The 24,593-nt window shown below is 64.2% G+C and carries 31 protein-coding genes and 1 pseudogene; 10 read left to right on the top strand and 22 right to left on the bottom strand.

Annotated features, from left to right (window positions below; translation table 11 throughout):
- Positions 1–10 precede the first annotated feature (10 nt).
- From IVB48_RS38495 to IVB48_RS38460, 8 genes are all read right to left on the bottom strand, one after another.
- Positions 11–154: a hypothetical protein gene (locus IVB48_RS38495; RefSeq protein ID WP_007609210.1), complete on the bottom strand. Its 144-nt coding sequence runs from the start codon at positions 152–154 to the stop codon at positions 11–13.
- Between the two features lie 113 nt (positions 155–267).
- Positions 268–933 (bottom strand): DUF429 domain-containing protein, encoded by a 666-nt coding sequence (locus tag IVB48_RS38490; RefSeq protein WP_247408358.1) that lies wholly within the window; start codon positions 931–933, stop codon positions 268–270.
- 34 nt (positions 934–967) lie between these two features.
- Positions 968–1,315 (bottom strand): carboxymuconolactone decarboxylase family protein, encoded by a 348-nt coding sequence (locus tag IVB48_RS38485; protein WP_027569621.1) that lies wholly within the window; start codon positions 1,313–1,315, stop codon positions 968–970.
- 3 nt (positions 1,316–1,318) lie between these two features.
- A complete protein-coding gene (locus IVB48_RS38480) occupies positions 1,319–1,840 on the bottom strand; it encodes a sigma-70 family RNA polymerase sigma factor (RefSeq protein ID WP_247408356.1) in 522 nt (173 codons plus the stop codon).
- The gene (locus tag IVB48_RS38475) at positions 1,837–2,046 is read right to left on the bottom strand and encodes a DUF2892 domain-containing protein (RefSeq protein WP_027569619.1); all 210 of its coding nucleotides are present in this window, start codon (positions 2,044–2,046) and stop codon (positions 1,837–1,839) included. The genes IVB48_RS38480 and IVB48_RS38475 overlap by 4 nt, the downstream gene beginning before the upstream one ends.
- A gap of 97 nt (positions 2,047–2,143) precedes the next feature.
- Positions 2,144–3,328 (bottom strand): serine hydrolase domain-containing protein, encoded by a 1,185-nt coding sequence (locus tag IVB48_RS38470; protein ID WP_247408354.1) that lies wholly within the window; start codon positions 3,326–3,328, stop codon positions 2,144–2,146.
- Positions 3,329–3,402: 74 nt separating this feature from the next.
- Positions 3,403–4,095 (bottom strand): GNAT family N-acetyltransferase, encoded by a 693-nt coding sequence (locus IVB48_RS38465; RefSeq protein ID WP_247408351.1) that lies wholly within the window; start codon positions 4,093–4,095, stop codon positions 3,403–3,405.
- A gap of 4 nt (positions 4,096–4,099) precedes the next feature.
- Complete coding sequence (locus tag IVB48_RS38460; protein ID WP_247408350.1) at positions 4,100–4,447, bottom strand: Lin0512 family protein; 348 nt, start codon at positions 4,445–4,447, stop codon at positions 4,100–4,102.
- 162 nt (positions 4,448–4,609) lie between these two features.
- Between IVB48_RS38460 and IVB48_RS38455 the strand changes: the two genes are divergently transcribed.
- The 3 genes from IVB48_RS38455 (at position 4,610) to IVB48_RS38445 (ending at position 6,353) form a co-directional block, all read left to right on the top strand.
- Positions 4,610–4,963: an MmcQ/YjbR family DNA-binding protein gene (locus IVB48_RS38455; protein ID WP_247286471.1), complete on the top strand. Its 354-nt coding sequence runs from the start codon at positions 4,610–4,612 to the stop codon at positions 4,961–4,963.
- Positions 4,964–5,036: 73 nt separating this feature from the next.
- Complete coding sequence (locus IVB48_RS38450) at positions 5,037–5,909, top strand: bifunctional helix-turn-helix transcriptional regulator/GNAT family N-acetyltransferase (protein WP_247408348.1); 873 nt, start codon at positions 5,037–5,039, stop codon at positions 5,907–5,909.
- Between the two features lie 57 nt (positions 5,910–5,966).
- Positions 5,967–6,353, top strand: a complete 387-nt coding sequence (locus IVB48_RS38445) for an ester cyclase (RefSeq protein ID WP_247408346.1) — start codon at positions 5,967–5,969, stop codon at positions 6,351–6,353.
- A 22-nt stretch (positions 6,354–6,375) separates the two neighbouring features.
- Here the strand turns inward: IVB48_RS38445 and IVB48_RS38440 are convergent, their stop codons facing one another.
- From IVB48_RS38440 to IVB48_RS38430, 3 genes are all read right to left on the bottom strand, one after another.
- Positions 6,376–7,596 carry an MFS transporter gene (locus tag IVB48_RS38440; protein WP_247408344.1) on the bottom strand — a complete coding sequence of 407 codons (1,221 nt, stop codon included), beginning with the start codon at positions 7,594–7,596 and terminating at the stop codon, positions 6,376–6,378.
- Between the two features lie 274 nt (positions 7,597–7,870).
- Positions 7,871–8,449 (bottom strand): DUF308 domain-containing protein, encoded by a 579-nt coding sequence (locus IVB48_RS38435; RefSeq protein ID WP_247408342.1) that lies wholly within the window; start codon positions 8,447–8,449, stop codon positions 7,871–7,873.
- A 103-nt stretch (positions 8,450–8,552) separates the two neighbouring features.
- A complete protein-coding gene (locus IVB48_RS38430) occupies positions 8,553–9,137 on the bottom strand; it encodes a TetR/AcrR family transcriptional regulator (RefSeq protein WP_247360541.1) in 585 nt (194 codons plus the stop codon).
- Positions 9,138–9,212: 75 nt separating this feature from the next.
- Here IVB48_RS38430 and IVB48_RS38425 point away from each other — a divergent pair, with 75 nt between their 5' ends.
- From IVB48_RS38425 to IVB48_RS38415, 3 genes are all read left to right on the top strand, one after another.
- Positions 9,213–9,710, top strand: coding sequence for a peptide deformylase (locus IVB48_RS38425; RefSeq protein ID WP_247408340.1), 498 nt, complete (start codon positions 9,213–9,215; stop codon positions 9,708–9,710).
- A gap of 110 nt (positions 9,711–9,820) precedes the next feature.
- The gene (locus IVB48_RS38420; protein ID WP_247408338.1) at positions 9,821–10,234 is read left to right on the top strand and encodes a GFA family protein; all 414 of its coding nucleotides are present in this window, start codon (positions 9,821–9,823) and stop codon (positions 10,232–10,234) included.
- A 25-nt stretch (positions 10,235–10,259) separates the two neighbouring features.
- Positions 10,260–10,664: an MAPEG family protein gene (locus tag IVB48_RS38415; RefSeq protein WP_247408336.1), complete on the top strand. Its 405-nt coding sequence runs from the start codon at positions 10,260–10,262 to the stop codon at positions 10,662–10,664.
- 32 nt (positions 10,665–10,696) lie between these two features.
- Here IVB48_RS38415 and IVB48_RS38410 read toward each other — a convergent pair whose 3' ends face one another.
- The 3 genes from IVB48_RS38410 to IVB48_RS38400 are packed head-to-tail and all read right to left on the bottom strand — an operon-like array spanning position 10,697 to position 12,576.
- On the bottom strand, positions 10,697–11,059 hold the full coding sequence (locus tag IVB48_RS38410; RefSeq protein WP_027569605.1) for a metalloregulator ArsR/SmtB family transcription factor: 363 nt from the start codon (positions 11,057–11,059) through the stop codon (positions 10,697–10,699).
- Entirely contained in the window at positions 11,059–11,721 is a 663-nt protein-coding gene (locus IVB48_RS38405; protein ID WP_247408334.1) for an SRPBCC family protein, read from the bottom strand. Before IVB48_RS38405 ends, IVB48_RS38410 begins: the two co-directional genes overlap by 1 nt.
- Positions 11,722–11,778: 57 nt before the next feature.
- Positions 11,779–12,576 (bottom strand): helix-turn-helix transcriptional regulator, encoded by a 798-nt coding sequence (locus tag IVB48_RS38400; RefSeq protein WP_247408332.1) that lies wholly within the window; start codon positions 12,574–12,576, stop codon positions 11,779–11,781.
- Positions 12,577–12,701: 125 nt separating this feature from the next.
- Here IVB48_RS38400 and IVB48_RS38395 point away from each other — a divergent pair, with 125 nt between their 5' ends.
- Positions 12,702–14,252 (top strand): carboxylesterase family protein, encoded by a 1,551-nt coding sequence (locus IVB48_RS38395; RefSeq protein WP_247408330.1) that lies wholly within the window; start codon positions 12,702–12,704, stop codon positions 14,250–14,252.
- 7 nt (positions 14,253–14,259) lie between these two features.
- Here IVB48_RS38395 and IVB48_RS38390 read toward each other — a convergent pair.
- The 6 genes and pseudogenes from IVB48_RS38390 to IVB48_RS38365 form a co-directional block, all read right to left on the bottom strand.
- Positions 14,260–15,520: pseudogene (locus IVB48_RS38390) on the bottom strand (serine hydrolase).
- Between the two features lie 111 nt (positions 15,521–15,631).
- Positions 15,632–16,390 carry an SDR family oxidoreductase gene (locus IVB48_RS38385; RefSeq protein WP_247360531.1) on the bottom strand — a complete coding sequence of 253 codons (759 nt, stop codon included), beginning with the start codon at positions 16,388–16,390 and terminating at the stop codon, positions 15,632–15,634.
- Positions 16,391–16,557: 167 nt separating this feature from the next.
- A complete protein-coding gene (locus IVB48_RS38380) occupies positions 16,558–17,439 on the bottom strand; it encodes an AraC family transcriptional regulator (RefSeq protein WP_247408328.1) in 882 nt (293 codons plus the stop codon).
- A gap of 142 nt (positions 17,440–17,581) precedes the next feature.
- On the bottom strand, positions 17,582–17,986 hold the full coding sequence (locus IVB48_RS38375; RefSeq protein ID WP_247408326.1) for a nuclear transport factor 2 family protein: 405 nt from the start codon (positions 17,984–17,986) through the stop codon (positions 17,582–17,584).
- A 1-nt stretch (position 17,987) separates the two neighbouring features.
- Complete coding sequence (locus IVB48_RS38370; RefSeq protein ID WP_247408324.1) at positions 17,988–18,884, bottom strand: MBL fold metallo-hydrolase; 897 nt, start codon at positions 18,882–18,884, stop codon at positions 17,988–17,990.
- A gap of 72 nt (positions 18,885–18,956) precedes the next feature.
- A complete protein-coding gene (locus IVB48_RS38365; RefSeq protein ID WP_247408322.1) occupies positions 18,957–19,601 on the bottom strand; it encodes a DsbA family protein in 645 nt (214 codons plus the stop codon).
- A 109-nt stretch (positions 19,602–19,710) separates the two neighbouring features.
- Between IVB48_RS38365 and IVB48_RS38360 the strand changes: the two genes are divergently transcribed.
- The gene (locus tag IVB48_RS38360; protein WP_247408319.1) at positions 19,711–20,616 is read left to right on the top strand and encodes a LysR family transcriptional regulator; all 906 of its coding nucleotides are present in this window, start codon (positions 19,711–19,713) and stop codon (positions 20,614–20,616) included.
- A gap of 107 nt (positions 20,617–20,723) precedes the next feature.
- Here the strand turns inward: IVB48_RS38360 and IVB48_RS38355 are convergent, their stop codons facing one another.
- Positions 20,724–21,731, bottom strand: coding sequence for an acetylserotonin O-methyltransferase (locus tag IVB48_RS38355; RefSeq protein ID WP_247408317.1), 1,008 nt, complete (start codon positions 21,729–21,731; stop codon positions 20,724–20,726).
- Positions 21,732–21,953: 222 nt separating this feature from the next.
- Entirely contained in the window at positions 21,954–22,850 is an 897-nt protein-coding gene (locus tag IVB48_RS38350) for a LysR family transcriptional regulator (RefSeq protein WP_247408316.1), read from the bottom strand.
- A 264-nt stretch (positions 22,851–23,114) separates the two neighbouring features.
- Here IVB48_RS38350 and IVB48_RS38345 point away from each other — a divergent pair, with 264 nt between their 5' ends.
- Both IVB48_RS38345 and IVB48_RS38340 read left to right on the top strand, forming a co-directional pair.
- Positions 23,115–23,849 (top strand): SDR family oxidoreductase, encoded by a 735-nt coding sequence (locus IVB48_RS38345; protein WP_247408314.1) that lies wholly within the window; start codon positions 23,115–23,117, stop codon positions 23,847–23,849.
- A gap of 41 nt (positions 23,850–23,890) precedes the next feature.
- Complete coding sequence (locus tag IVB48_RS38340) at positions 23,891–24,484, top strand: NAD(P)-binding domain-containing protein (RefSeq protein ID WP_247286502.1); 594 nt, start codon at positions 23,891–23,893, stop codon at positions 24,482–24,484.
- Positions 24,485–24,593 lie beyond the last annotated feature (109 nt).

The following is a 24,593-nucleotide window of genomic DNA, read 5'->3' as shown; positions in this document are numbered from 1 at the left end:
CCCGCACAGTTCACAACGGCCGCAGCAAATGGTTGGTGGCGTGCATCACGTCGCGCTGTGCGCGTTGCTCGATGAAGAGCTGGCCGGTGACGAGCAGCGCTCCGGTGAAGACGAGTGCGAGCATCGCCGTCGCGAACTGACTGGCATCCCTCATCGGACGAGCTTCTCCCTGTTCGGTTCGCACGAGGAACGCGGGCCGGCCATCGTCTGTTCCTGCAAGCTTCAAATAAATTGCAGCTTTTTCCCGAATCGTCCTCATCGGTAGCCTCAATAATTGATCTCCATCCGCAAGCCCCGCGGGTCGGTCTCCTCTCCGCCGAACCGCTCCGTGCTGTCGCGTGCCGCGATCGCGCAGGCACAGGCGTCGATGAGATCGTCACGGCCGATGCCCGTGCCGTGTCGTTGATTCAGCCATGTCGGCAAGCGCACGAAGCCGCGCTGCTGCAGGAGTGCGATGCGCTGCTCCCGGCCCTCTGCAGACGTCTTCTTTGCAAGCCGGGCCCGCCCAGCGAGATTCCAGAAAATCAATTCCGGATGCGCTTCGCCGATCGTCGTCTGCCGCGTCGGCGTCATGATCTCGTCGGCATCCCTGATCTTGTCCCTGATGTTCCAGAGCTGCGCTGACACGCCCCTGTCCTTGCCCTCGCACTCCCAGTAGTGACGGTTAGCTGCGGCCATGTCGGCAAATTTCCAGAGGTCGCGGCGCGCGCCGAGAAACACGGCAGCACCGACGAGCTCGCGCGCGCGCAAATCGCAGATGCGATATCCGCTCCATTTCAAGCCGATCGGCATGTCGATCATCGCCCGGGCATGCGGCAGCGCAAGCAGCCGCACGAGACCCGGCGAATAATCGAACGCGTGATTGCCGCGGTCGTCGATCCAGGCGGCGACCCAGCCGAAGCGAAATCCGTCAAGGCCGAGATAGTTTGGCAATTTCCTGATCCCTGACGGACATCCGCCCGCTCCTCTATCCCGGTCCCTCGCCCCGGTGCTGCTCGAACAGGCGCTGCGCCAGCAACGCATGGCCGAGCGTGCCGCCGGCGCGAACCGCCGCCGCAATCAGCGCGGCTTCCGCGATTTCTTCGCGCGTTACACCGGCCTTCGCCGCCTGCGCCGTGTGCACATCGAGGCAATAGGCGCATTGCGTGGTGAGCGCGACCGCGAGCGAGATCAGCTCGCGATATTTTGGCGGAATCAATCCGTCCTTGCGCTCGACCGCGTGGTTGAACGCAAGGAACGCGTTGGCCTCGACCGGCGCGAGCGCCACCAAGGCCGGGACGGATTTCAGATCGTCAGGGCTTTGATAACAGGTCATGGCTCACCTCGTCAGATATTCGCGCAGCAGGGCGCGGGCGCGATGCAGACGTGCTTTCACGGCCTGCCGGGTTGCGCCGAGTGCGTCGGCGATTTCGTCGATGGTCATTTCCTTGACGTCGCGCATCAGCGCGACATCGCGGTAGTGCGGCGGCAGCGCCTCGAAGGCCGCCGCGACGTCGAGCCGCAAATCGGCTTCAGGACGCGACAGCAGCAGCGCCTCCGCCTCTCCGTCGTCGATCGCCGACGCGAGGCCTGCCTTACGGGCGAGCCGCAGGCATTCGCGGCGGACCACACTGAACAGCCAGGCCGAAAACGCCAGCCACGAGCGGATCGTGCCGACATGGCGAAACAGGATCCATAGCGCCTCCTGCGTCGCATCCTCGGCATCCGCCGAGCTGCGACAGGTGGCGCGGGCATAGCGGCGGATGTTCGGCTGCGCCGTCTCGAGCAGAGACGCGATCGCCTGGGGATCGCCGAGGCGCGCGGCCTCGAACAGGTCCGGCGAGATCCCAGCGGCGCTCACGACACGCCTCCTCTTCCGATGCCGGCCATCGCGCACATCGGACAATAGCCGACGAGGCCGGTCAGTGCGAAGCCGGCGCCGCCGAGCGCAACCAGCCAGGCCGCGGCGCCGGTCAGGTACACGAATGCCGCGACGGCCACCGCGACGCCAAAGGCGATCCGCACGGCCTGATGCAGGCCGCCGATGTTCTTCCTGTAAAATGCCATCACATCCTCCGAGACGAGCCGAAGCAAAATGCCTCGACCCTCAAGAGAGGGTGCGACGAGCGGAAAGGATTCGCGGCAAGTGCAATTTTTTTCGCGATCAGCCTCCGACTGCCTGATAGGCCAGACGCTTGAATTCGAAGAAGAACGGATTCCAGAAGCCCATGTAGCGCTGCGCCATCAGCACACCGGCGGTATTGGCCTGCGGGCAGATCCACCAATGGGTGCCGGCAAGGCCGCCCCACTGGAATTCGCCGGTCGAATTCGGAGGATCGAACGGCATCGGCGCGAAGGTGACGGCGCCGCCGAGGCCAAAGCCCTTGCCGGGGATCGGGCCGAGATTGGCGAAGCGGATGTTCTCGCCGGCGGGCAACTGGTTCGTCATTATCTGCCGCAACGTCTCGGGCTTCAGCAGAGCATCCGAGCCGGGAAGCAGCGCCCGTATCAAAGCGAGCATGTCGGGCAAGGTCGAGACCAGTCCGCCGCCGCCCGACAGCCGCGGGAATTGCCGCCGATAGGCCTGCGGATAAGGCAGGTCGTCGGCCCGGGTGAGGCCGGGCTTCATGGGATCGAGCACATCCGTGCCGTTGTAGAGCGCGACCAGCCTGCCCTGCTGCGCGTCCGGCACGTGGAAGCCGGTATCGGTCATGCCGAGCGGCTCGAAGATGCGCGCCTTGAGCACGGCGTCGAGCGGCTTGCCGGAGACGACCTCCACGACACGCCCGAGCACGTCGGTCGCAACCGAATATTCCCAGGACGCGCCGGGATGAAAGGACAGCGGCAGATCGGCGAGTTGGTCGATCATGTCGGTCAGCGGCGTCAATGGATTGAGAACGCGCGCCTCGTTATAGCCTTTGAACAGCACCGTACCGGGATCGAAGATGCCGTAGCTGAGGCCGGAGGTATGGGTCAGAAGCTGCCGGATCGTGATCGGGCTTTTCGCAGGCTCGACGTCGGCAAGGGTCAAAGCGCCCGGCTTCAGAACCTTGCGATTGCCGAGTTGCGGCAGGAATTTCTCGACAACGTCATCGAGCCCGATGCGGCCCTCCTCGACCAGCAGCATGACCGCGCAGGTGACGAAGATCTTGGTGTTGGAAAACGCACGAAAAATGTGATCGGGCCGCAGCGCGGTGCTCGCCTCGCGGTCGGCAAAACCGACGCACTGCTGATCGACGACCTCGCGGCCCCGCAGCACCGCCCAGGATGCACCCGGAATGATCTCCTGATCGACGTAACGCTGCATTGCCGTCCGCGCGGCGGAAAAATCAGGTGTTCTGGCGTCCATGTGTTTCCCCAATGATGGCTGGGATCGGTATAGCGTGAATTCGCCGGATATGAAGCCTGACCGGACGGCGCAGCTCATTCCTGCTTCATGAACGCGGTGACGTGCAGGCGGCGCCGAGTCCGCATCCCCTGCCGATGGTACAGCGCGATGGCCGACGAATTGCTCGAAAACACGTGCAGGAACGGAATTTCACCGCGCGCCTCGATCTGGCGTGCGACAGCCGCCAGCAGCGCCTGCGCGTAGCCCCGCCCGCGATGGTCGGGGTGGACGCAGACGGCCGTCATCTCGACGAAATTTCCCGGCTTCATGCGCTCGCCGGCCATCGCGACCAATTCGCCGCCGGCACGGATGCCGAGGAACGTCCCGAGTTCGTGGGTGCGCCGCGCGAATGGACCGGGCTTGGTCAACTCCGTCAGCGCCATCATGGCGGGAACGTCGGCCGCACCCAGTCGAACGATCTCGGCATCGCGAAGCGGACTGTCGGCCGGAGAGCCGATCATCTGCTCGCAGAGTCCGGCCAGCACGACCTTGAAACCTGCGGGAACGTCGACGGCGTCCGGTGTGAACAGCGCGGCGACCTGCGAGCCCGACAGGAGATCACGGAGCGCGGCGAAGCTCGCCTCGGACATGTCGACCATGTCGGCAAAGGGCGTCACGTCCACCGGATAGCGCAGCGCGCGAGGGCCACCTTCGGCCAGATGTTTGTGGCTGGTCGTCAGCGCGCTCCAGATCGGGCGATCCAGCAGCCGCTCATCATGATCGGACACCGGCCTAGTCCTTGTCGAAGCTGACGATGACGGCGGCATTGGCGATCAGGATCGGGTCGTTGCCCTGTTCCGGGGCCGACGGAATCTCCAGCCCGCCCTTCACCGCGTTGACGGTGACAGTGCCGTAAGGCAGTTCCTTCGCGACCGCGTCCTTGTCGACGCTTTCCGGATTCGGCACCGCGATCGTGACGTCCACGAACATGTCGTTCGCAGTCTTGTCGATCATCCGGAAGAAGCCGAGGCTCGAATGCCTGATGGCATCAGAGACGGCACGTTTCGCCGCCTTGGTGGCGTCCCTGCCATGGACGTCGACGCCCATCCCCATCTCGGTGATACAGCGAATGCGAGCCATGTTCTTATTCCTGTGACTGATTGAGTGGTGGGGAGTGTGGGGGATCGAACGGCACGATACAAGTAGGGTCGTTCCTCTCGTGTCCCGGATGCGGTGCGGCACGCCGTGGCGCTCCGAGGTTGCGGCATTGCAAGCCGCGGGCGCTGTGCTATCGCTCGGGCGATGACTCCCAAAACTTTCGAAACCCGCTGCCTGCGCCTGCCCGCCGTCACCAAGGTGGTGCAGTGGGAGGGCACCTCGGTGTTCAAGGTCGGCGGCAAGATGTTCGCACTCGGCGGCGGCTTTGCCGCGCGCTCCGGCGGCTACATGTTCAAGGTCTCGAACATGGCCTATGCCATGTTGATCGAGCACGGCCTTGCGCGGCCGGCACCGTATCTGGCGCGCGCTAAATGGGTGCAGCTCGTCGGCAACAACGCGCTGCCGGACGCCGAGCTCACGGCCTATCTGGCGCAGGCGCACGCGATGGTCGCGACGAAACTCACGCGGAAATCCCGCAAGGCACTGGGCCTGGATTGAAGCGCAGTTCGCTGGTGGAGCGAAAGCCTGCGCTGATTGACATCGATGATATGCCTGACTAAAGTCAGACATCATGCTCGAGCCTGTTTCACGCGTCCGCCGCTTCAATCGCGCCGTCACGTCCGCTGTCGGCGCGCTCGACACGTCATTCCTGGGACGCGGGCGGCCGCTGGGTGCGGCGCGCGTGCTCAACGCGATCGGGCACGGACGTTCGGACGTGGCCGAGATTCGCGACTATCTCGGCCTCGATTCCGGACTGATGAGCCGCCTGCTCCGCAGCCTCGAGGACGAAGGGCTGGTCGAGACCAATGCGCATGAAGACGACGCGCGCCGCCGCGTGGCGACGTTGACGCGTGCGGGCCGGCGCGAGTTCGCGGCCTATGAGGCGCTGTCGAACACGCAGGCCGAGGGCTTCCTCGCCCAGCATTCGCAACGCGAGGCGCTGCTGGCGGCGATGGATTTGATTGCCTCCGCATTGACGCGCGAGCGCGTCAAGCTGGACGAGATGGATCCGCGGAGCGAACAGGCCCGTTATTGCCTCGGCGAATATTATGGCGAGCTCGGCCGCCGCTTCAAGCAGGGCTTTGACGTCTCGCTGTCGCGCGATCCCGACGCCAAGGATATGCGCCGCCCGCGCGGCACATTCCTCGTCGCAATGTCGGACACGCTGCCGATCGGCTGCGTCGGGCTCAAGGGCACGGATCACGGCTATGCCGAGATCAAGCGTCTCTGGGTCGCACCGGCGGCGCGCGGATTGCGGCTCGGCAGGCGCCTGATGGACATGACCGAGGACGCCGCGCGCATGCTCGGCATCAAGCTGCTGCGGCTCGACACCAACAGCGCGCTGGCGGAGGCCGGCCAGCTCTACCGACGAAGCGGCTGGAGCGAGATCCCCCGCTTCAATGACGACCCCTACCCGGACCTGTTCTTCGAAAAACGTCTGTGAGCGCCGGCGCCTTTCCTTCCGTTGCCGCGTTATGGCCGAAGCCGCAGGAGCAACGCTATGACCAGGTCCGACCTCGCCGACATCTACCGCGACTACATCGCCTGCCTGAACCGGCAGGATTGGCCCGCACTCGGACAGTTCGTCCACGATGACGTCGCCCACAATGCGCGACCGTTCGGACTGTCCGGCTATCGCGCCATGCTGGAGCAGGATTTTCGCGCAATTCCGGATCTGCATTTCAACATCGAGCTGCAGGTCTGCGATCCGCCCCACATCGCGTCGCGGCTGAAGTTCGATTGCACGCCGGCTGGAAAGTTTCTGGGGCTGGATGTGAACGGCAGGCGCGTGTCCTTCTGCGAAAACGTGTTCTATCAATTTCGCGACGGAAAAATACGACACGTGTGGTCCATCATCGACAAGCCCGCGATCGAGGCGCAACTCTAGCGTTGCGCCTCGACGAACCTGCTTACGCTGCTGCCGGCGCCAACTCCGCTTGCGGCTTCGGGAACGGCTTGAAATTCATCGCCATCAGGAAGGCGCCGAGGCCCATCGCCCAGGAGGCGATATAGAGCCAGGCGTAGCTCGAGAACGCATCGTAGATCAGGCCGCCGGCGAGCGGGCCCGTGGCCATGCCGAGACTGCCGGCCATGGCGGTGCCGCCGATCACGGTGCCCATCATCTTGAGCGGGAAATTTTCGCGGATCAGCACCGCGTAGAGCGGCATGGTGCCGGCATAGATGAAGCCGAAGACGGCCCCGACCGCGTAGAACGTCGCGAGCTGATGCGCGAAGACATAGGCGAGTGCGCCGAAGGCCTGCAACAGCAGGCCCGAGACGAGCACGCGCTTGGCGCCGAAGCGGTCACCCATCAGGCCGAAGGCGATGCGGCCGCCGAGGCCGGCAAAACCCTCGATGCTGTAGATCGTCACCGCCGCGACCAGCGGGATGCCGCAGCTCACCGCATAGGAGACGGTGTGAATGATCGGGCCGGAATGGGTGGCGCAGCAGAAGAAATTGGTCGCGAGCAGGATCAGGAATTGCGGCGAGCGCAGCGCCTCTCCCATCGACATCTCACCTTGCGTAGCCGTCTCGCCCACAGGCGAGGCCACGGCGTGCGCGAGCGCCGGCGGGCGGCGCACCAGGAACGAGACCGGGATCATGATGGCGCCGACCACCAGCGCCACGATCTGCATCGAGGTGCGCCAGTCATGGCCGGAGACGAGCCAGGCCGCGAGTGGCGCCATCGTCATCGGCGCCATGCCCATGCCCGCCGACACCAGCGAGACCGCGAGGCTGCGATGGGTGTCGAACCAGCCGGTCACGGTCGCCATCATCGGCGCGAAGATCGCGGCACAGGACGCCCCGACCAGAAGGCCGAAGACGAACTGAAACGCAAGCAGCGAGGTGGCGTGGCTCGCCGCGAACAGGCTCACGGTCAGCACCGTCGATCCCGTCAGCACCACCGGCCGCGGTCCGAACCGGTCCGTCAGCGTACCCCAGGCCATGCTGGTGCAGGCCATCGCCAGAAAGCCGATCGTCATCGCGCTGGAGATGCCGGTCACGGACCAGCCGGTGTCCTTCGCGATTGGCTGCAGGAACACCGGCAGCGAAAACATGCCGCCGATGGCGACGCAGCCGAGCAAGCCGCCGGCGGCGACGATCACCCAGCGATAGGAGGAAGCGTTCATTTTGGTCTCCCGTCAGATCTGTCTGGGTGGAAGACGAATGGGAACATGGTGGGCCGACAGGCCGACGCAAGTTTTTGCGGCACGCTTTTGTGACCTGCCAAACAAAAAAACGCGAAAACAACCCGATGCACAGTAGCCGGGCGCTTTGGGATCAAGGACTTACAGCGCAGCTCTTTGCAGTGCGAAGGAAGACCCGCCGTTTGACTTGTCGGGCAAAACACCTGCATCATGGCATCATCCCGCCGCTATTAATTCGTCCCCCGCGAACAGGCCTTCAAACAGCCACGCCGCGCCGCCACTCGCCGACCGTGAGCCAGACCGCCGAGACCAGGAAGTAGAGCGCACCGACTGCAGCATAGCCCGCGACATTCGCGATCGAGGGAATCGCGGGCATCGTGGCCTGAAAGATGAAGAAGCCGCCTGCGAGAGCCGACTGGCCACCGCTGAGCACCATGGCCCATTGCGCGCCAAGACTCCGCCAGCGGCGAATGGCCGTCCCCAACTGCAGCAGTCCGGACACAATCGCCCATGCCCCGAAGATTCCGAGAACCCGGTTCATGCTCATCTGCAAGGTCACAAGCACCGCGACGGTGCTCGCCAGGCTGACCACAACGTTCAGAGCCTGCGTGCGGTTTTGAGCGAGTCCGCCGCTGCGAACAGCGTCCGCGAAGTTGGCTGCGGCGTCCCATGCGGGATAGAGGACGAGCAAGGCGCCGGCGATCACTGGAGAAGAAGCCGCGGCGGCAAACGCAGCAGCGACCCAGGCCACCGAGAACGCCGCTCGCACGAAGTAGTATTGCTTCAGCCATCGCTCGCGGTCGGTATGAACCGGATCCAATTGATATCGCGCCATCGCAGTCTCTCCATACCGACTAGTTGGTAGGTTTCTTACACACAACGAAACCGTCTTCGACCAGCCCACTTGCAGGCTGTCGTCATCGTTTCGCTGATGTCTCTCAGTGCTTGTTGGACAGCCGGTCCAGCAGCGGGGTGGTAATCACACCGAACATCTTTGGATCGCCATAGGCACGCGCCGACAGCATGGCGCCGTGAATGGTCGCCATGAATCCTTCGGCCTCGACGCGGGCTGTGCCGGAGAGTTTGAGTTGCCCTTTTCGTTTGCCGCGCTCCATGACGGCCGTCAACCAGGAAGCCAAGGAGCGGAAGTGCGCACGGACTTCGAGCGCAACCTCCTCCGGCAGGATCGGAAGCTCGCTGGCCAGCAGCGCGCACACGCAGAACGGCGCCGTCGCATCATTGATGCACGCCTTCCAGTACGCGACATAGTTTTCGAGTTGCTCGCGCGGATCAGGGACATTGCGCTCGAGCGCGGACAGTCCCGCCTCGGCTTCGGCGCGGTAGCGCGACACGAGGGTGCGGACCAGATCGACCTTGCTGGCGAAATGGTGGTGGATGCTCGGCTTGCGGATGCCGACCACCTCGGCCACGTCGGCGTAGCTGAAGCCGTTATAGCCGCCCGCGATGATCAAGCTGCGCGCGCACGCCAGGATGTCGTCGGCTGTCGAGGAAACGTTGGTCATGGTCCTAGCTACCTTCCAGTTGGTAGGGCGTCAAGAACGGGATGCTTCAACCATCCGTGAGTGCTAGGAGCCTGCATGACCATTCGCCCGATCGTCCGCTATCCCGACCGCCGCCTCACGTTGCCGGCCCGCCCCGTCACGGCATTCGACGCAACGCTCCGCGAGCTTGCAAATGATCTGCTCGAGACCATGCGCGCCGCGCCCGGCATCGGCATCACGGCGCCGCATATCGGCGTGCCCTTGCGCGTCGTCGTGCTCGAGCTCGACGCCAGGGAGGGTGCGCAGACCTATGTCAATCCGGAGATCGAGTGGGCCTCACCCGAGATGATCCTGCATCGCGAAGGCAGCGTCTCGATGCCCGGTGTCAACGACGAGGTGCAGCGCCACGCCCGCGTGAGGATCAGCTATCAGGATCTCGACGGCAACATGCACAGCGAGGAGTCGGACTCCTTGCGCGCCGTCTGCCACCAGCACGAGATCGACCAGCTCGACGGGATGTTCTGGATCCAGCGGCTGTCGCGGCTGAAGCGAGAGCGGCTGGTGAAGAAGTTCGAGAAGATGTCGCGCGGGTGAGCGGGCCGGCAAAGATCGGACTTGTGTGAAGTCGCGCCGCCTGTTCGATATGGAGAAGTCAAACCAGCCTGATATGATTGGAACGGTCGGCCCCGTCGGGAGGGAGACGAATGACTCATTCAGGTCGCTGCGCCTGCGGCGCGGTTCGTTACACCATTGCGTCCGCGCCGATCCGCGGCTTCCAATGTCAGTGCAGCGACTGTCAGCGCGACACCGGCAGCGGCCACAGCTCCATCTTCGTGTTCGCGCGCAGCGCAGTCTCGGTGACAGGCGAGGTGCGCGAAATCGAGCGCACTGCCGACAGCGGCGCAGTCAAGCGCAAGGGGTTTTGTCCGAACTGCGGCTCGCCGATCTATAACAAGCCGGACGAGAAGCCGGAGTTTATCGGCATCTATGTCGGCACGCTTGACGATGCCAGCACGTTCAAACCGTCCGTCGTGCTGTTCTGCTCGCGCGGCTATGCCTGGGATCACCTCGATCCCGAGATTCCCAAACTCCCGGAATGGCACCCGGGATCGCACTGATTTTTTGCAGATTGGGAGACAGCCCATGGCGATGAGCTTCGAGCTATCGATGCTGGCCGCCGCAATCGTCTGGGGCTTCGTACAGCTTGTCGCCGCCGCGCAAGCCGCGAACCTGCAATACGGCCTCAGATGGGCTGCGAGCCCGCGCGACACCGAGATGCCGCCGCTCAAGCCCATCCCCGGCCGGCTCAACCGAAATTTCCGCAACTACATGGAGACGTTTCCATTCTTTGCCGCCGCGATCCTCATCTCTCACGCCGCAGGCGCTCACAACGAGCTGACCTATTGGGGATCGATCGCCTATCTTGGCGGACGCATCGCCTACACCGCGCTTTACCTATCCGGCGTACCGCTCGTCCGCTCACTGTTCTGGGATATCGCCAGCTTTGGCATGCTTGCAGTCTTGGCAGCGCCTTTCGTGCCTCACTGAAGCGACGCCTTGGCGACTTTGCCGCGATGCCTTCACGCCCGCTTCCCGCTCCGCTTGTTCATTGGAGCATTGCGACGCTCGCGTTTGCCGCGCGCGATCTCCGTCGCCAGGGCGTCCAGCTTCGGCTCCCAGAAATTCCTGAACTGGCCGACCCATGCGTCGACCGCGCGAAGCCCCGCAGCATCGACCGAATAGAGCCGTCGTTGCGCCTCCGCCCGAACGGTCGCGAAGCCGCTCTCGCGCAGCACCTTGAGGTGCTGCGACACGGCGGCCTGCGTGATCCCGAACTCCGCTCCGATCGCCTCGACGACCTCACCGGACGCCATCTCGCCGGGCGCAAGCAGCTCGAGGATGCGACGGCGGACGGGATCGGCAAGGACGTCGAAGATTTGCATCAGCTTCCTGTGCCCGGATGCGCAACGTCGGGCGGCGTCTCGCCGCGATAGAAAGCGATGGTGCGGTCCGACCGCTGCTTGGCGGAGGCAGGATCCACGCCGCTTGCGACGTGCGCCACGCGCCAATACTCGCCGCTGCTCGTCATGAATCCCTTGCCCGCGGGAGAGCCCATCCATGCCTCGGCCGTCTCATGGTCGACCGATGCCCCGGTCGCAACATATCGCTCCAGCCCCGCAATGGCGAGATCCCAGCCGATGCCGACTGCCCCTGGACCGAACTGCTCCCAATGATCCTCGATCATCGCGGTGTGCTCAAGCGTCAGCCGCGCCTGGCTTCGTTCTGCCGTCAGCTTGACATCGATCCAGCTCATCGCGCCGCCGAATTCCCACGTCGCTGCAAAATGGGTCGGCGGCGTACACGCCGTGATGGTCCCGCCGGCATTTCCCTTGAGCTGGTACTTTCCACCGAGCCGGAGATCTCCCTCGACCGGCAAGAACCAGCGCGGAATGCGTTGCGGGCTGGTCACTGCGTCCCAGAGATCGTCGACGCTGGTCTCGTATAGTCGCGTCAACGTCACCGCACTGGCCGCTTTCCCGTCCTTCTCGAAATTCCTCACCGAGCGCGTAACCAGCCCCAATACCCTGACGACGTCGATCTCCATAGCGCTTGCTCCCTGTCGTTTCGTGCAAGGATGAATATCGATCTAAACTAATATAAGTCAATTCTTATATTCCGAGGAGATGCCGCTCAGATATTTGCCCGGCGGTTTCCCGAGCGCCTTCTTGAACATGGTGATGAAGGCCGCGACGGAGTCGTAGCCGAGAGCGGCGGATACCTGCTGGACGCTCGCGCCGGACGTCAGCTCCCGCAAGGCGACGATCAGGTGCAATTGCTGGCGCCAACGCCCGAAGCTTAAGCCCGTCTCCCGGACAATGAGGCGCGCGAGGCTGCTCTCGCTCAGCGCGACGCGATCGGCCCATTCGCCCAATGTCTTGCGATCGGAAGGGTTTTTCGCCAGCGCTGCGGCAATCTTCTTCAAGCGCGGCTCGGGCGAGAGCGGCAGATGGAGCCGCTGAACCGGCATGCGGGGAAGCTCACGCAGAAGGACGCTCGCCAGAAGGTCCACCCTCGCCTCGTCATCCGCGATCTGATCGGACAACTCGACGATCAGTTCACGCAGCAGTGGGGAGATCGAAAGCGTGCAGCACCGATCCGGCAGGTCCACGCGGTCAGGCTCGATGTAGACGAAGAACAGCCGGGCATTTTCTGTCGCGAGGTTGCTGTGCTGCAGGCCACCGGGAATCCACACCGCGCAATGCGGCGGCACCATCCACAGACCCGTGGGAACGCGGCACGTCACGGCGCCGCCCACCGCAAAGACAAGTTGCCCCTTGCGGTGCCTGTGATCGGGTACCTCGCCCTTGGTCCCGATCACGTCGACGCGCACGGCGATGACGGGCGCGGAAACATCATCCACGTCGAGATCAAGCCATGGAAAACGGAGCGGCTGCCGCATGCTTGCCGGTTTTAAGCAATTGATTGGCGGAACATCTAAATCGAGCGGAGAGGAATGTCGATAGGGTGCCGCCTGAACCTGCCCGGGGCGTCCGGGCGCCGCCCACGTGATCGAAAGAAACGGCCATGCATGGTTTCACAAGTACGACAGCAGCCGGGCTGGAACGCGTGGTCCGCACGCAAGCGGGGGCCGTGCGTGGCGGCCCGCGCGACGCAAGCGGCGTGATCGCGTTCAAAGGCATTCCCTACGCAGCACCGCCGGTCGGGCCTCTGCGTTGGTGCGCACCGCAGCCGCCTGCGCCCTGGGATGGCGTGCGCGATGCGCTTGTGTTCGGCGCGGGGTGTCTATCGGCGCTCGAAAACGACCAGCGGCCGGGACCGCGTGACGAGGATTGCCTCTATCTCAACGTCTGGACCGCGGCGAAGCACGCGGATGAGAAGCGGCCCGTGATGGTGTGGATTCACGGCGGCGGCTTTCAGTTCGGCTCCTCGGCGAATCCGGCAACCGATGGCGGCCGGCTAGCAGCGAAGGGTGTCGTCGTCGTCAGCTTCAACTACCGCCTCGGCATCCTCGGCTTTCTCGCCCATCCCGATCTCGATACGGAGGCGCCCTCGGGCAATTACGGCCTGCAGGATCAACTGGCGGCGCTGCGCTGGGTCAAGGCCAACATTGCCGGCTTTGGCGGCGACCCCGACAACGTCACCCTGTTCGGCGAATCCGCCGGCGCCATGGCCGTCGGCATCCTGATGGCCTCGCCGCTCGCGCACGGACTGTTTCACAAGGCCATTGGGCAGAGCGGTGCGTTCTGGGACGGCAAGCACGGCCCACTCCCGGGCTTTGAAGAAGCCCGCGCGCGTGGTCTGGCTTATGCCCGGCAACAGCACAACGCGTCGATCGCAGCTTTGCGCAGCATGCCGGCCGATCGGTTGAATGCATCCGCGCCGTGGAGTTTCAGGACCAGCCCGGTCGTGACGGCCTTCTCGCCGAGCATCGATGGTCATGTTGTGCCTGATGTGCCCGCGCGGCGCTTCCTGCGCGGCGAACAGATGCACATCCCGCTACTGGCGGGCTGGAATGCGGCCGAGGAATTTCCTTTCCGTTCGCAGTCACTGCCCGATCAATCAGCGCAAGCCTTTGTCTCCGCGGCCGAGGCGATGTTCGGCAAGGAGCGCTTGGCCGATTTCCTGAAGGTCTACCCCGCGGCGACCGACGCGGAGGCCAGGACTTCCGCGGCGGCGCTTAACGGCGACTATGTAGTTGGCGAGCAATGCTGGCAGTGGCTGCGATTGCATTGGCGCGGGGGACGCGCGCCGGTCTACGGCTATCACTTCAGCTATACCTCGCGCTACACGCCGATCGCCTCGCACGTCACCGAAATTCCGTTCGTGTTCGGCACACTCACACCGCAACAGGTGATCGGCAGCTCGGCACCGGCGGCCGAAGAGGACCGCGCCCTGGCGCGGACCATGATGGCCTATTGGGTGAATTTCGCGGCGCATGGCGATCCCAACGGATCGGGCCTGCCACCCTGGCCGGCCTATGACGAGACGGACGTCGTGCAGATCCTGGGCACAACGATCGAAGCCCGTCCCAATCCGCAAGCCGCCCGCTTCCGCTTCCTCGCCAGTTTCAGGCAGGACGGCATTTTGCCGATGCGCTGGCGGGAGCTGCCGTAGGCGTACCTCACCCGCCCGCCATGAGCTCCTTCGCCAGCGCCATGTAGGCCGGCAGCGTCACGGGATCGTTGGCGGCGTTGCCCGCTGCGGGGTGCGAGGCGTAGCGCGCGATCACCATCTCGGCCTTGGGATCGATATAGATGCCCTGCCCGTGAACGCCGCGCGCCATATAGGCGCCGTGGGCATTGTGCGTGACCCACCATTGATTGCGATAGGAGGCACCGGGTAGCGTGGTGTAACCGGCGGGCTTGAATTTCTCGGGATCGCCGCCGCGCGCGATGTCTTCGACAACAGATGAAGGCACGATCTGCCGGCCGTTGAAGCGGCCGTGATTGCACATGGTCTCGCCGAAGCGGGCGAGATCGCGCAAGGTGGTGGAGAGGCCCCCCCCCGCCGCTTTCGGTGCCGATGCGATCGACGTGGTAATGCGCGTCCTCCTCGGCGCCGATCGGCTGCCAGATGCGCTCGGAGAGCAGATCGGACAAGTTCATGCCGCTGACGCGCCGGATGATCCAGGCGAGCACGTCGGTGTTGACGGTCTTGTAGGCGAAGGCCTTGCCGTGCTCGCCCTGCTTCTTCTGCGCCATCAGAAATTCGAAGATGGTGGTCGGGCCGTCGTAATCCGGCGGAATCGGTGCCATGCCGTTCGCCCGCCGGAGGCCCCAGACGTGAGAGTTCTTGTCGGTATAGACCTCCGTGTATTCGAGCCCGGTGGTCATATCCATGACCTCGTGCACGCGCGCATCGCCGAAGGCGCTGGCCTTCAGCTCCGGCACATACTCCGTGACAGGCGCCTGCGGATCGATCTTGCCCTCGGCGACCAGAATGCCGGCGAGCACGCCCGTGAACGATTTCGTCACCGACATCGCGATATGCGGCTTGTGCGGCTTCAACGCGCCGAAATAGCGCTCATAGATCAGCCTGCCCCGATGCAGCACGGCGATGCCGTCGGTGTAGGTCTCCTCGAGCATCTTCGCGAAGGTCATGGGTCGGCCGTCCATCGTAGTCGACGCGGAGGCGCCGATGTCATGGTCTTGGCGCGGCAGCACCGATGCAGGCCCCGCCCCGCGCCAGACGTTCACGGTCGGCACCAGCTGGCGGACGTTGCTCCATGCCCAGCGCAGCTCGGGGAAGCTGCGGAACGAGCCGTCCTGGAAACTGATGGTGCGGTTTTCCGGTGGCGGGAAGCCCTTCATCCAGCCGAGTGTTTCGGGATCGGTTTCGGCAGCGGTTGCGGGCGGCTGACTCGGGGCGGTGGCGGCGGACATGAACATTGGACTCCGGAAGCGAACGACGGGGTCTCGTATCATGGAGATACGTGGCGAACATCCAATGTTTGCGCCGAGGTGACCGTCGCCGCGCGCTTGGCGGGTTCGTCGTCAGGTCAGGCGCACCGACATGCCGCCATCCACCGTCATGGGACTGCCGGTCATGAACGATGCCCGGTCGCTCAGGAGAAAAACCGCCGCCTGCGCGATCTCCTTGGAACTGGCCATCCGCTTCATCGGGTGAAGCCCGGCGATGAAATTCAAGGCGTCGGGATTTCCCTCGCCTGCCGCCGGGGTGATGGTCCCTCCTGGCAGAAGCGCGTTGACGCGAATGCCTTCGGCCGCATGCTCGGCGCCCAGTGATTGGGCCAGGCCGATCAGTCCTGCCTTTGAGGCTGCGTACGCCGCCATTCCCGGCAGGCCCCCGTTGCTGAAGCCAACGAAGGACGAGGTAAAAACGATCGAACCGCCGCCCTGCTTGCGCAGCGCCGGGATCTGCGCCTTTGCGCTGAGGAACGCCGAGGTGAGATTCACCGCAAGCACATCGGTCCAGTTTTCGACGCTCATCTCGGGGACTGGCGTCATGTCGCCGACAATGCCGGCATTGTTGAAGGCGCCGTCGAGCTTTCCGAAAGTCTTGACGGCGTGCTCGACAAGGCGGGCTGCATAGCCGGTGTCCCGAACATCGCCGGCGAGAAACGTCGCGCGCCCTCCGGCGCTCTTGATGCTTGCAACAACGGCCTGCAGCTCGGGGCCGCGACGCGCCCCGAGCACCACATCGGCGCCTTCGGACGCGAACAATGATGCTGCGGCAGCACCGATGCCGCTGCTGGCGCCGGTTATGATGATCGTCTTGTTTGCCAGTTCCACCGCGAGACTCTCCTGATGTCAAAAAGGAGCCGAACAAGACATCAGGCACCAGCGAGCTGCCACCCGTTTCCCGAGTTGAACGCGGGATCACCTCGTGGCGGCATTGATCCGCGAATGGCGGCCTGCCGGTTTCCGTGATCGGAGTGACAGGCCGCCGTCAGCAGACGCTACTTCAGCGGCAAGAAAACGTCCGCGACCGTCTCGTGCTCCGGCACCTCCGGGAACAGGCTCAGCCGCTGGCAATAGATCGGGAAGTCGCGCGCTTCTTCGCCGCTGGCGGGAAGCCAGTCGCGATAAAGGAAGAGCGCGGCCGGCTCGAGATTGCCGGTGTAGCCGACGACGCGCAGCACCGCGCAACGTCCGCCGGGGATCTCGCCGACCTTGATCTCTTCGCCGTTCGCCGCGATCGGCTGGTCGGTCCCGACGCAGAGGTCCGTGCTGTACTCGGCCGGCGAGGCAGGACGCCGCTCGGAGCGCCAGACCGTGAAGGTCGGACTTGTCCTGGGGTGCAGGTTCGCCGCCTTGCGCCACGCGATGAAGCGCTGGATCGTGGCGGGAAGCGTCGCCGGGTCGCCGCGATGCTCCATGATCGCCACCTTGGTGGGTTGGACATCGCGGATCGTCACGTCGTCAAAGGTAAAGGTCTTCTGCATGAGCTTGCTCCTCGCATTGTCGAGAGGCCCGAAGGCCGCAAGCCACGGCTCCCAGTCGGGAGACTTCCGGAACGACGACGGCGATTGCCCGAACCGTTGCCGAAAGGCGCGGGCGAAGGCATCCGGTGCATCGTAACCGGCATCCATCGCAATCTCCGTGACATCAAGGGCGTCCATGTAGGCCAGCTGATGCGAAGCGCGCTTCATGCGGGCCAGCTGGACATAGCGATGCACTGATAATCCGAAGGTTGCCGAGAACTGCCGGTGGAAATGAAATTTTGAGAAAGCCGCAACAGCACTCACCGTGTCCAGATCCAGATCATCGTCGAGATGCCGGTCGATATGATCAAGCACCCGTCGCATCCGGTCTTGATAGTTTTGCAGCGCCGCCTTCATCGTCCCTCCTCCGTGGCGGCTCCATCTAGTCGCTGACGGCCATGACACGCTCGACCGATCTTGCGGTTTGGCAGGCATCCCGTCGATCCTATTTTGAGCGTGATGGGCGCCCTCTCTCGTATATTCCAACATCTGCCGGCCTTTACTGGCCAGCAGGCTCCAGCGCCTTCTGCACCATCGCGGTATCGACATATTGCGTCATGCTGGCGATCTTGCCGTCCTTCACGAGATAGAGATGCGCGAACGTCGCGCGCATGGTCTTGCCCGTCGCCTTGTAGGTCCCGGAGTAGACACCGAAGGCAGCGACGCGGTCGCCGTCTTCGAGATAGGTGTGAACTTCAGCGCGGTAGCCGGTCCATTCGGTGGCGAGACGCCGGAACACGCCGGCGATGATCGCCTCTGGCCCGACGTAGGTGCCCGCGTACGGAAACCCTTCCGCTTCGGTCCATGCGGCATCGGGAGCGAGAGCGGCCAAGAGATTGCGGCCGTTCGCTTCCGACGACGATCCCTCATAGGTGGCGCGGATCAGGTCGAGGTTCGCCCCCATCTCAACCCCATTTCATCTCGCCGGTGGCGACCTTGGCGCCGATGTCGAGTGCAACGCCCATGCCGAGGCCGGGGAAGCGCGCCTCCATCGCCGCCTTGAGCGCCGCGGACTCCTTGACCTTGGCCAGCTCTTCGTCGAACGCCTTGAGGTAGGCGATGGTGTGCTCGACACCGGATAGGTCGGTCTTCCCATCCACCGACAGATGGCCGGGGACGACGACCGCCGGCTTGCGCGCCGCGATCTTTTCGAGATTGGCGATCCAGGCGGCGCGCTGCTCTCGGGTCGGCGTGTCGGCGGTCCAGACATGGACGCCGGAGAAGATCAGCACGCCGCCGAACACCGCGTTGAGCGAGGGCACGAACAGGTAGCGCCGGTTGGCCAGGCCATCCGCGCTGACGATCTCGATGGTCTCGCCGTCCACGCTGAGCGTCTTGCCGTCGAACGCTTCGGGGATGACCACATCGGCGAGCACCTGCGGGCCGTTCGCCTTGAGCTGCGGCCCCCAGACGGCAAGCTTCTTTTCGACGCTGGCGTTAATGGCCGCCAATGTTGCGGGCGTCGCGAGCACGCGGGCCTCCGGGAACGCCGCCTTGATGGCGCCGAGGCTGAAATAATAATCCGGGTCCGACTGGCTGATATAGATGGTGGTGAGCTTCTTGCCGGTGGCCTTGATGGCGTCAGCGACAGCCTTGCCATCGGACAACGTGAAGCCGCCATCGATCAGCACGGCTTCGCTCGGCCCGGACACCAGAACGGGAGCCCGGAAGAAGCCGTTCTGTCCGGCTGGAAAATGCTTCCAGGTGAGTCCGCCCGCGGCATGGCCGAAGCCTGCGGGTGCGAAGACTGCTGCGGCGCCCGCGGTGAGAGTGGTTTTCATGATGGTTCTCCTTGTCAGCATGTTGGTCTCCTGGTGCTGGTCTGCGATTTCGAAATTCAAATGGGATGGTCTCGACTGTGTTGATCGCTGCGCTCACGCCGCCTTCAGTCCATCGATCAGGACGTCCAGGCTGCCGAACAGCGCGCTTGCCTGCACAAGGCGGCGATCATTGCCGGTGCCTACGATCAGGGCCGGGACGCCGTTGGCGCCGAGCCGGCGCATCTCGGCACGCCCAGCCTCGAGACGCGCGCGATACGCGGCGATCAATACGGTGTCGGGGCTCGCCAGTCGGGCGGCAACCTCCGGCAAATTCATCGCGCAGAGCACATCCGACAGAACGGACATGTCCGTGCTGTCGCGGCCCTCGACATAGCGGACGAGCTGGAAGGCCTTCAGCGCCGCGAACTCCCGATCAGGCGCCGTGAGCGCGACAGCCGTGAGCGCCAATGTGGCCGGGCCGGAGTCGAACAGGCGCGTGCGGTCGCCCAGCACATCGCGGCGATAGGCTTCGCTGAAGGGCTGGCCGCTCAAGCGCGAAATCCGCTGGTCGTTGGTCCAGGCATAGGCGGCAAAGCCGTCGTCCATCGGACGCGCGCCCTCGCCGGCGAACAGGCCTGTCGGCGCAAGTTCGACCGCAAAATCCGGTCGGGCGACGAGCTGTTCGAGCAACGTGGAGGCGCCGTAGCACCAGCCGCAGAGCGGGTCGAACAGGTAGGTGATGGGAATGCGCGCGGACATGGCGATCTCCTTGAACCGCAATGTGGCACGCGCACATTGGTAGATAAATATCAACAAAGCAGACATAATGTATGGCGTTGGCTGACAATAAATCTGACCGGACGAGCCTATGAACCTGAACCGCCTCGCCTATTTCGCAGCCGTCGTGGACACCGGATCCTTCACGCGGGCCGCCGAGCGGCTCGGCATCACCAAGGCCGTGGTCAGCCAGCAGGTGGCGCAGCTGGAGCGCGATCTCGGCACCAGCCTGTTCGTGCGCACGACGCGCCGCGTTCATCCGACCGAGGCGGGCCGGATGTTTCATGCGCGCTGCGCCATGATCTTGCGCGAGGCCGAGGATGCCTTCGACGAACTCGCCCAGGCAGCCGCCGCGCCGACCGGCACATTGCGGATCACGGCGCCGAACGACTACGGCACCGCCGTCGTCGTCGCCGTCGTCACCGCCTACGCGGCACGCTATCCCAACTGCCGGGTGGAGTTGACGCTCGAAGATCAGACGGTCGACCTCGCCTCAGGCCAGATCGACATGGCGATCCGGGTCGGCTGGCTGGTCGATTCCAGCCTGCAAGCGCGCAAGATCGGATCGTTCCGGCAATGTCTGGTCGGCGCTCCCGCGTTCACGGATCGGATCGCCGCCGCGCGCGATCCCGACGACCTCGTGACGCTCCCGTTCGTCGCCAACATGGCGCTGCGCGAGCCGCTGCTGTGGCAGTTCTCGCGCGGCGATCTCGATCGACGCGCCGTGCGCCTGCAGGCGAGCATCGCCATCGACACGACACCGGGCGTGCTCGCGGCCGTGCTCGCCGGCGGCGGTCTGTCGGTGCTGCCGGATTTCCTGGTGGCCGACGATCTCGCGGCCGGGCGCCTCATCCACATCCTGCCGCAATGGCAACTGCCATCCGGCGGCATCCACACGGTCTACCCCGCAGCCCGCTTCCGCCCGCCGAAAGTGACCGCGTTCGTGGAGATGCTGATCGCGGCTCAGCGACAGGGGAGTTCGGTCGGGGCGGATTAGGGCATGTACTCGCTAAGCGGCTAGCGGCGATAACCAGACCTCAGGTTATGAAAGCGCATCTGATGCGGCCTCCCTGCGGGTGAAGCAAGGTCCCACACCAGTTCGGTCTAAGCGGGAACTGCCTCGATGACCTGGAAGTGCGAGCCCGCGCGAGTTGTGCCGCGCATCTCAAATCCGGCCGTTCGGCATAGCTCGGAATATTCTTCGTAGCTCCGTTCCAGTGCACCGAGCATGACAAGCATATTCAGGTCACTGAATTTCGAGATTGGCCCCTCGTTCGGCGGCTCCACCACACGTTCGACAAGGAGCAATCTGGCATCAGCGGTCATCGCGCGGCGGCAGGTCTTCAGGATAGAAATCGCCTCCTTATCGTCCCAATCGTGGATGATCGCCCGCATCACGTAGGCGTCGGCCCCCTCCGGGATTGTTTCAAAGAAACTGCCTCCAACGATTTCGCATCTGTCGGCGACATCATGTTGGGTCAGAACTTCAGCCGCCTTGCCAACCACGTGCGGCTGATCGAACAGCGTTCCGCGCAGGCCCTTGTTTGCGCCGAGAATTCCCGCCAACAGTTGACCTTGGCCACCCCCGATATCCGCGACGTGACGAAAACGGCTGAAATCGTAGGCGGCGATGATGGCCTCGATGGCGCCACGAGAATTGGCCGTCATGGCTCGGTTGAAGATCGCGTTCTCATCTGGACGGGTGCTGCGATACTCCCATACGCTCTGACCGTTGAGATGCCGAAAGGCATTCTCCCCAGTGCGGACGCTGTGTTCAAGATTGCCCCAGGCCTGCCAGGCATAAGGTCGGCCGACATATGCGGCCCAGCCGTCGAGTGGCGTCGGCGAGTCAGAACGAAGACACTCGCCGATCGGAGTGAGCGAGAACGTCTTGTTCTCGGCCTCATGGAAAACACCGGCTGAAGCCAGCGCCCGCAAAACCCGATAAAGTGTCCTGGGATGCGATCCGCTGAGCCGAGCAAGTTCGTTGCTGCTTAGTGGCCCGTGACTGAGGTGGTCGGCTATGCCAAGCCGGGCCGCTACGTGAATGGCCTGCGAAATCTGATAGCCGTTAATCAGCCGCGTAAGGTCCGAGAAAGCATTCGCGGTCATGATTTCATCTCCTCGCGCGGCCACGCGCACAGTGAAGATCCATCGAGTGCGGGCATTCGTGCAAACCGATGATATCGCAGAAATTGCGGTACGCACGCTGTATCGCAACGAAGGCCTTCAGATTCGACGCGGCTTAGGGGCCGCAAGCCGCAGATCACGCTCAAGGTGGGTGAATCCCGCTTTGCTTTGGCGAGCCGAGCCAAGCCGGTGACCTGCCGCGCGTCAGTCGCGCGATACCACCAACCCCGCCAGCAGCGGCGCATACGCGGCGAGCCGGCGGGATACGAATTCCGTGAAGAGCCGCACGCGCTTGGTCTTGCGTGTCTCTCCCTGTGTGAGGAGCCAAACCGTTCCGTACATGTGAAGGTCGGTGCCCGGCACCCTCACGAGTAGCGGATCGGCATCGCCGACGAAGCACGGCAGCGTCGTGATGCCCAGCCCTTGCCGGACCGCAGCGATCTGCGCCCCGGCGTCACTGGTCCTGAATGGAACGCCCGTGGTGCGAACCTCACCGGCGCTGGCCCAGTCCGGGATGCCGTGCATGCTGATGACGATCCAGCGGACGGGATCAGGCGCGCCCGCACGCCACGCGGCCAGTCGATCCCTGGACATGTAGACGCCGCCGAACAGCTCCGGTCCCTTCATGCCGTGAAGATTTTGCGGCAACGTTTTGCGATCGTAGACGACGCGGATCGCGACGTCGGCCTCCCGGTTGGTCAGATTTGCCAGCTCGCCGAACGACAGGATATCCATCTCGATATCGGGATGCAGACGCGCGAAATCGGCGAAATCAGGCATGAGCAAATGTGTCGCCATCGGCGGCGCCAGCGTCACCCGCAGACGCCCGCGCACGCTCTGGTCGCGCCCGAACACGCGCGTCTCCAGCTGGTGCGACGACGCTTCCATCTGGTCCGCGAATTCGAGGACCTCCTCGCCCGCAGCCGTCAGCCGGTAGCCCGAAGGCAGCTTTTCGAACATCTGGACCCCGAGGCGTTCCTCGAGCTGGGCGATGCGTCGCAGCACGGTCGCGTGGTTCACGCCGAGGTGCTCGGCGGCCGCCCGCACCGAGCCTCCCCGCGCGACGGCTAGAAAATAGCGAACATCGTCCCAGTCGATCATGGTGCAATCCCGCACCGCGGGGTGCGCCTTCCAAGTCCAATCGAACGCCTCGTACCGCAGTACGGGCGGTCATCATAGCCCGTTCCGGCAGGCCCAGCCCCTTCCCAACGGCCGACGTCGATCGTCGCCGCTGGCGTCAGTCGTCCGGCCGGATCGATTTCGCACCACCGATGTGCGCGCTTCCGCACTGAACGCCTGACGCTGGCGGACTTATCTCGGGGACCTCGGGGCAGATGCTGTCCCGACACCACGACAGGAGAAATCATGGGAAAGCTTGACGGCAAGGTTGCGGTCATCACGGGCGGATCGAGCGGCATGGCGCTGGCGAGCGCCAGGCGGTTCGTTGAAGAAGGCGCTTATGTTTTCGTCACGGGCCGGAGGCAGGAGGCGCTCGACGACGCCGTCAAGTTGATTGGCCGGAACGTGACGGGCGTGCGCGGCGACGCGGCCAATCTCGACGACCTCGACCGCCTGTTCGAAACGGTCAAGCGGGACAAGGGCAGGATCGACGTCCTGTACGCGAGCGCCGGCATGGGCGAAGCCGTCCCACTGGGCGAGATCACCGAGCAGCATTTCGATGCAATCTTCGGCCTGAATACGCGCGGCACGCTGTTTACTGTGCAGAAGGCGTTGCCGCTGTTTCGCGATGGCGGATCGATCTTCATGACGGGGTCCGTTGCGTCGGTGAAAGGTTTCCCTGGTTACGGCGTATATGCGGCGAGCAAGGCGGCGCTGCGCTCATTTGCACGCACGTGGCTCAACGAACTGAAGGGCAGGAATATCCGGGTGAACGTGCTGAGCCCGGGGCCGATCGCCACACCGATGCAGGATCAGGTTCTCACCGAGGAAGCGAAGCGGATGTTCGAATCCCTGATCCCCAGGGGAACGATGGGTCGTTCTGAGGAAATCGCGGCGGTCGCGCTGTTTCTTGCTTCAGACGATTCGAGCTTCGTGAATGGGGTGGAGTTGTCGGTCGACGGCGGCTTCTCGGCCATCTGAACGGCCCGGAAATCAATATCAACACGGATTGGAGAAATATTATGAGCTACGCAATCATAGGATTCGGCAAGATCGGCCAGGCCCTCGCCCATGCCTTCGCCCGTAAAAGCATCGCCGTAACGGTCGCGAGCCGCCGGCCGCCCGAGGCGTTGGCGCCGCAGGCCCGGGCGATTGGACCCACGGTCGTCGCCAAGTCGCTGCGGGAAGCACTGGAGGCCGACACGATCATCCTGGCGGTCCCGTTCGGGGAGCATCGCGAGGTTGCGAAGGCCCTGCCGAGCTGGAAAGGCAAGACGATCATCGACGCGACGAACGGGTTTGGAGAAGAGCTGGATGGTCTTCTGTCCTCCGCTGTCGTCGCGAAGGCGTTCACCGGCGCCAAGCTCGTGAAAGGTTTCAATCACCTGGGTGCGGCCACTCTGGCCACCGATCCGGTCGTCGAGGGCGGCCACCGCGTCGTCTTTCTCTCGAGCGACGACGACGACGCGATTGCTCCCGTGGCGGCGCTGGCCAAACAACTCGGGTTCGCACCCGTCAAGCTGGGAAAGCTCAACGAGGGTGGCGCGCTGGTGCACGCACGCGGCCGGGTTTGGGGCCCGCTCATCTTCCAGGATTTGTTCAGGAAGGAGCAGTAATCGGCGTATCGGCGCCGTTTCAGGAGCGGAGCGACTCCCGGCGAAGCGGGCGGATTACGCCTTGCGGCTAATCCGCCCTGCGCACTGGCCGTGACGACCGCAGGCGTGC

It is taken from the genome of Bradyrhizobium sp. 76, assembly GCF_023073025.1.
GTDB lineage: Bacteria > Pseudomonadota > Alphaproteobacteria > Rhizobiales > Xanthobacteraceae > Bradyrhizobium.
The sequence above is the reverse complement of the archived record's forward strand: the minus strand, read 5'-3'. Positions and strand labels throughout refer to the sequence as shown.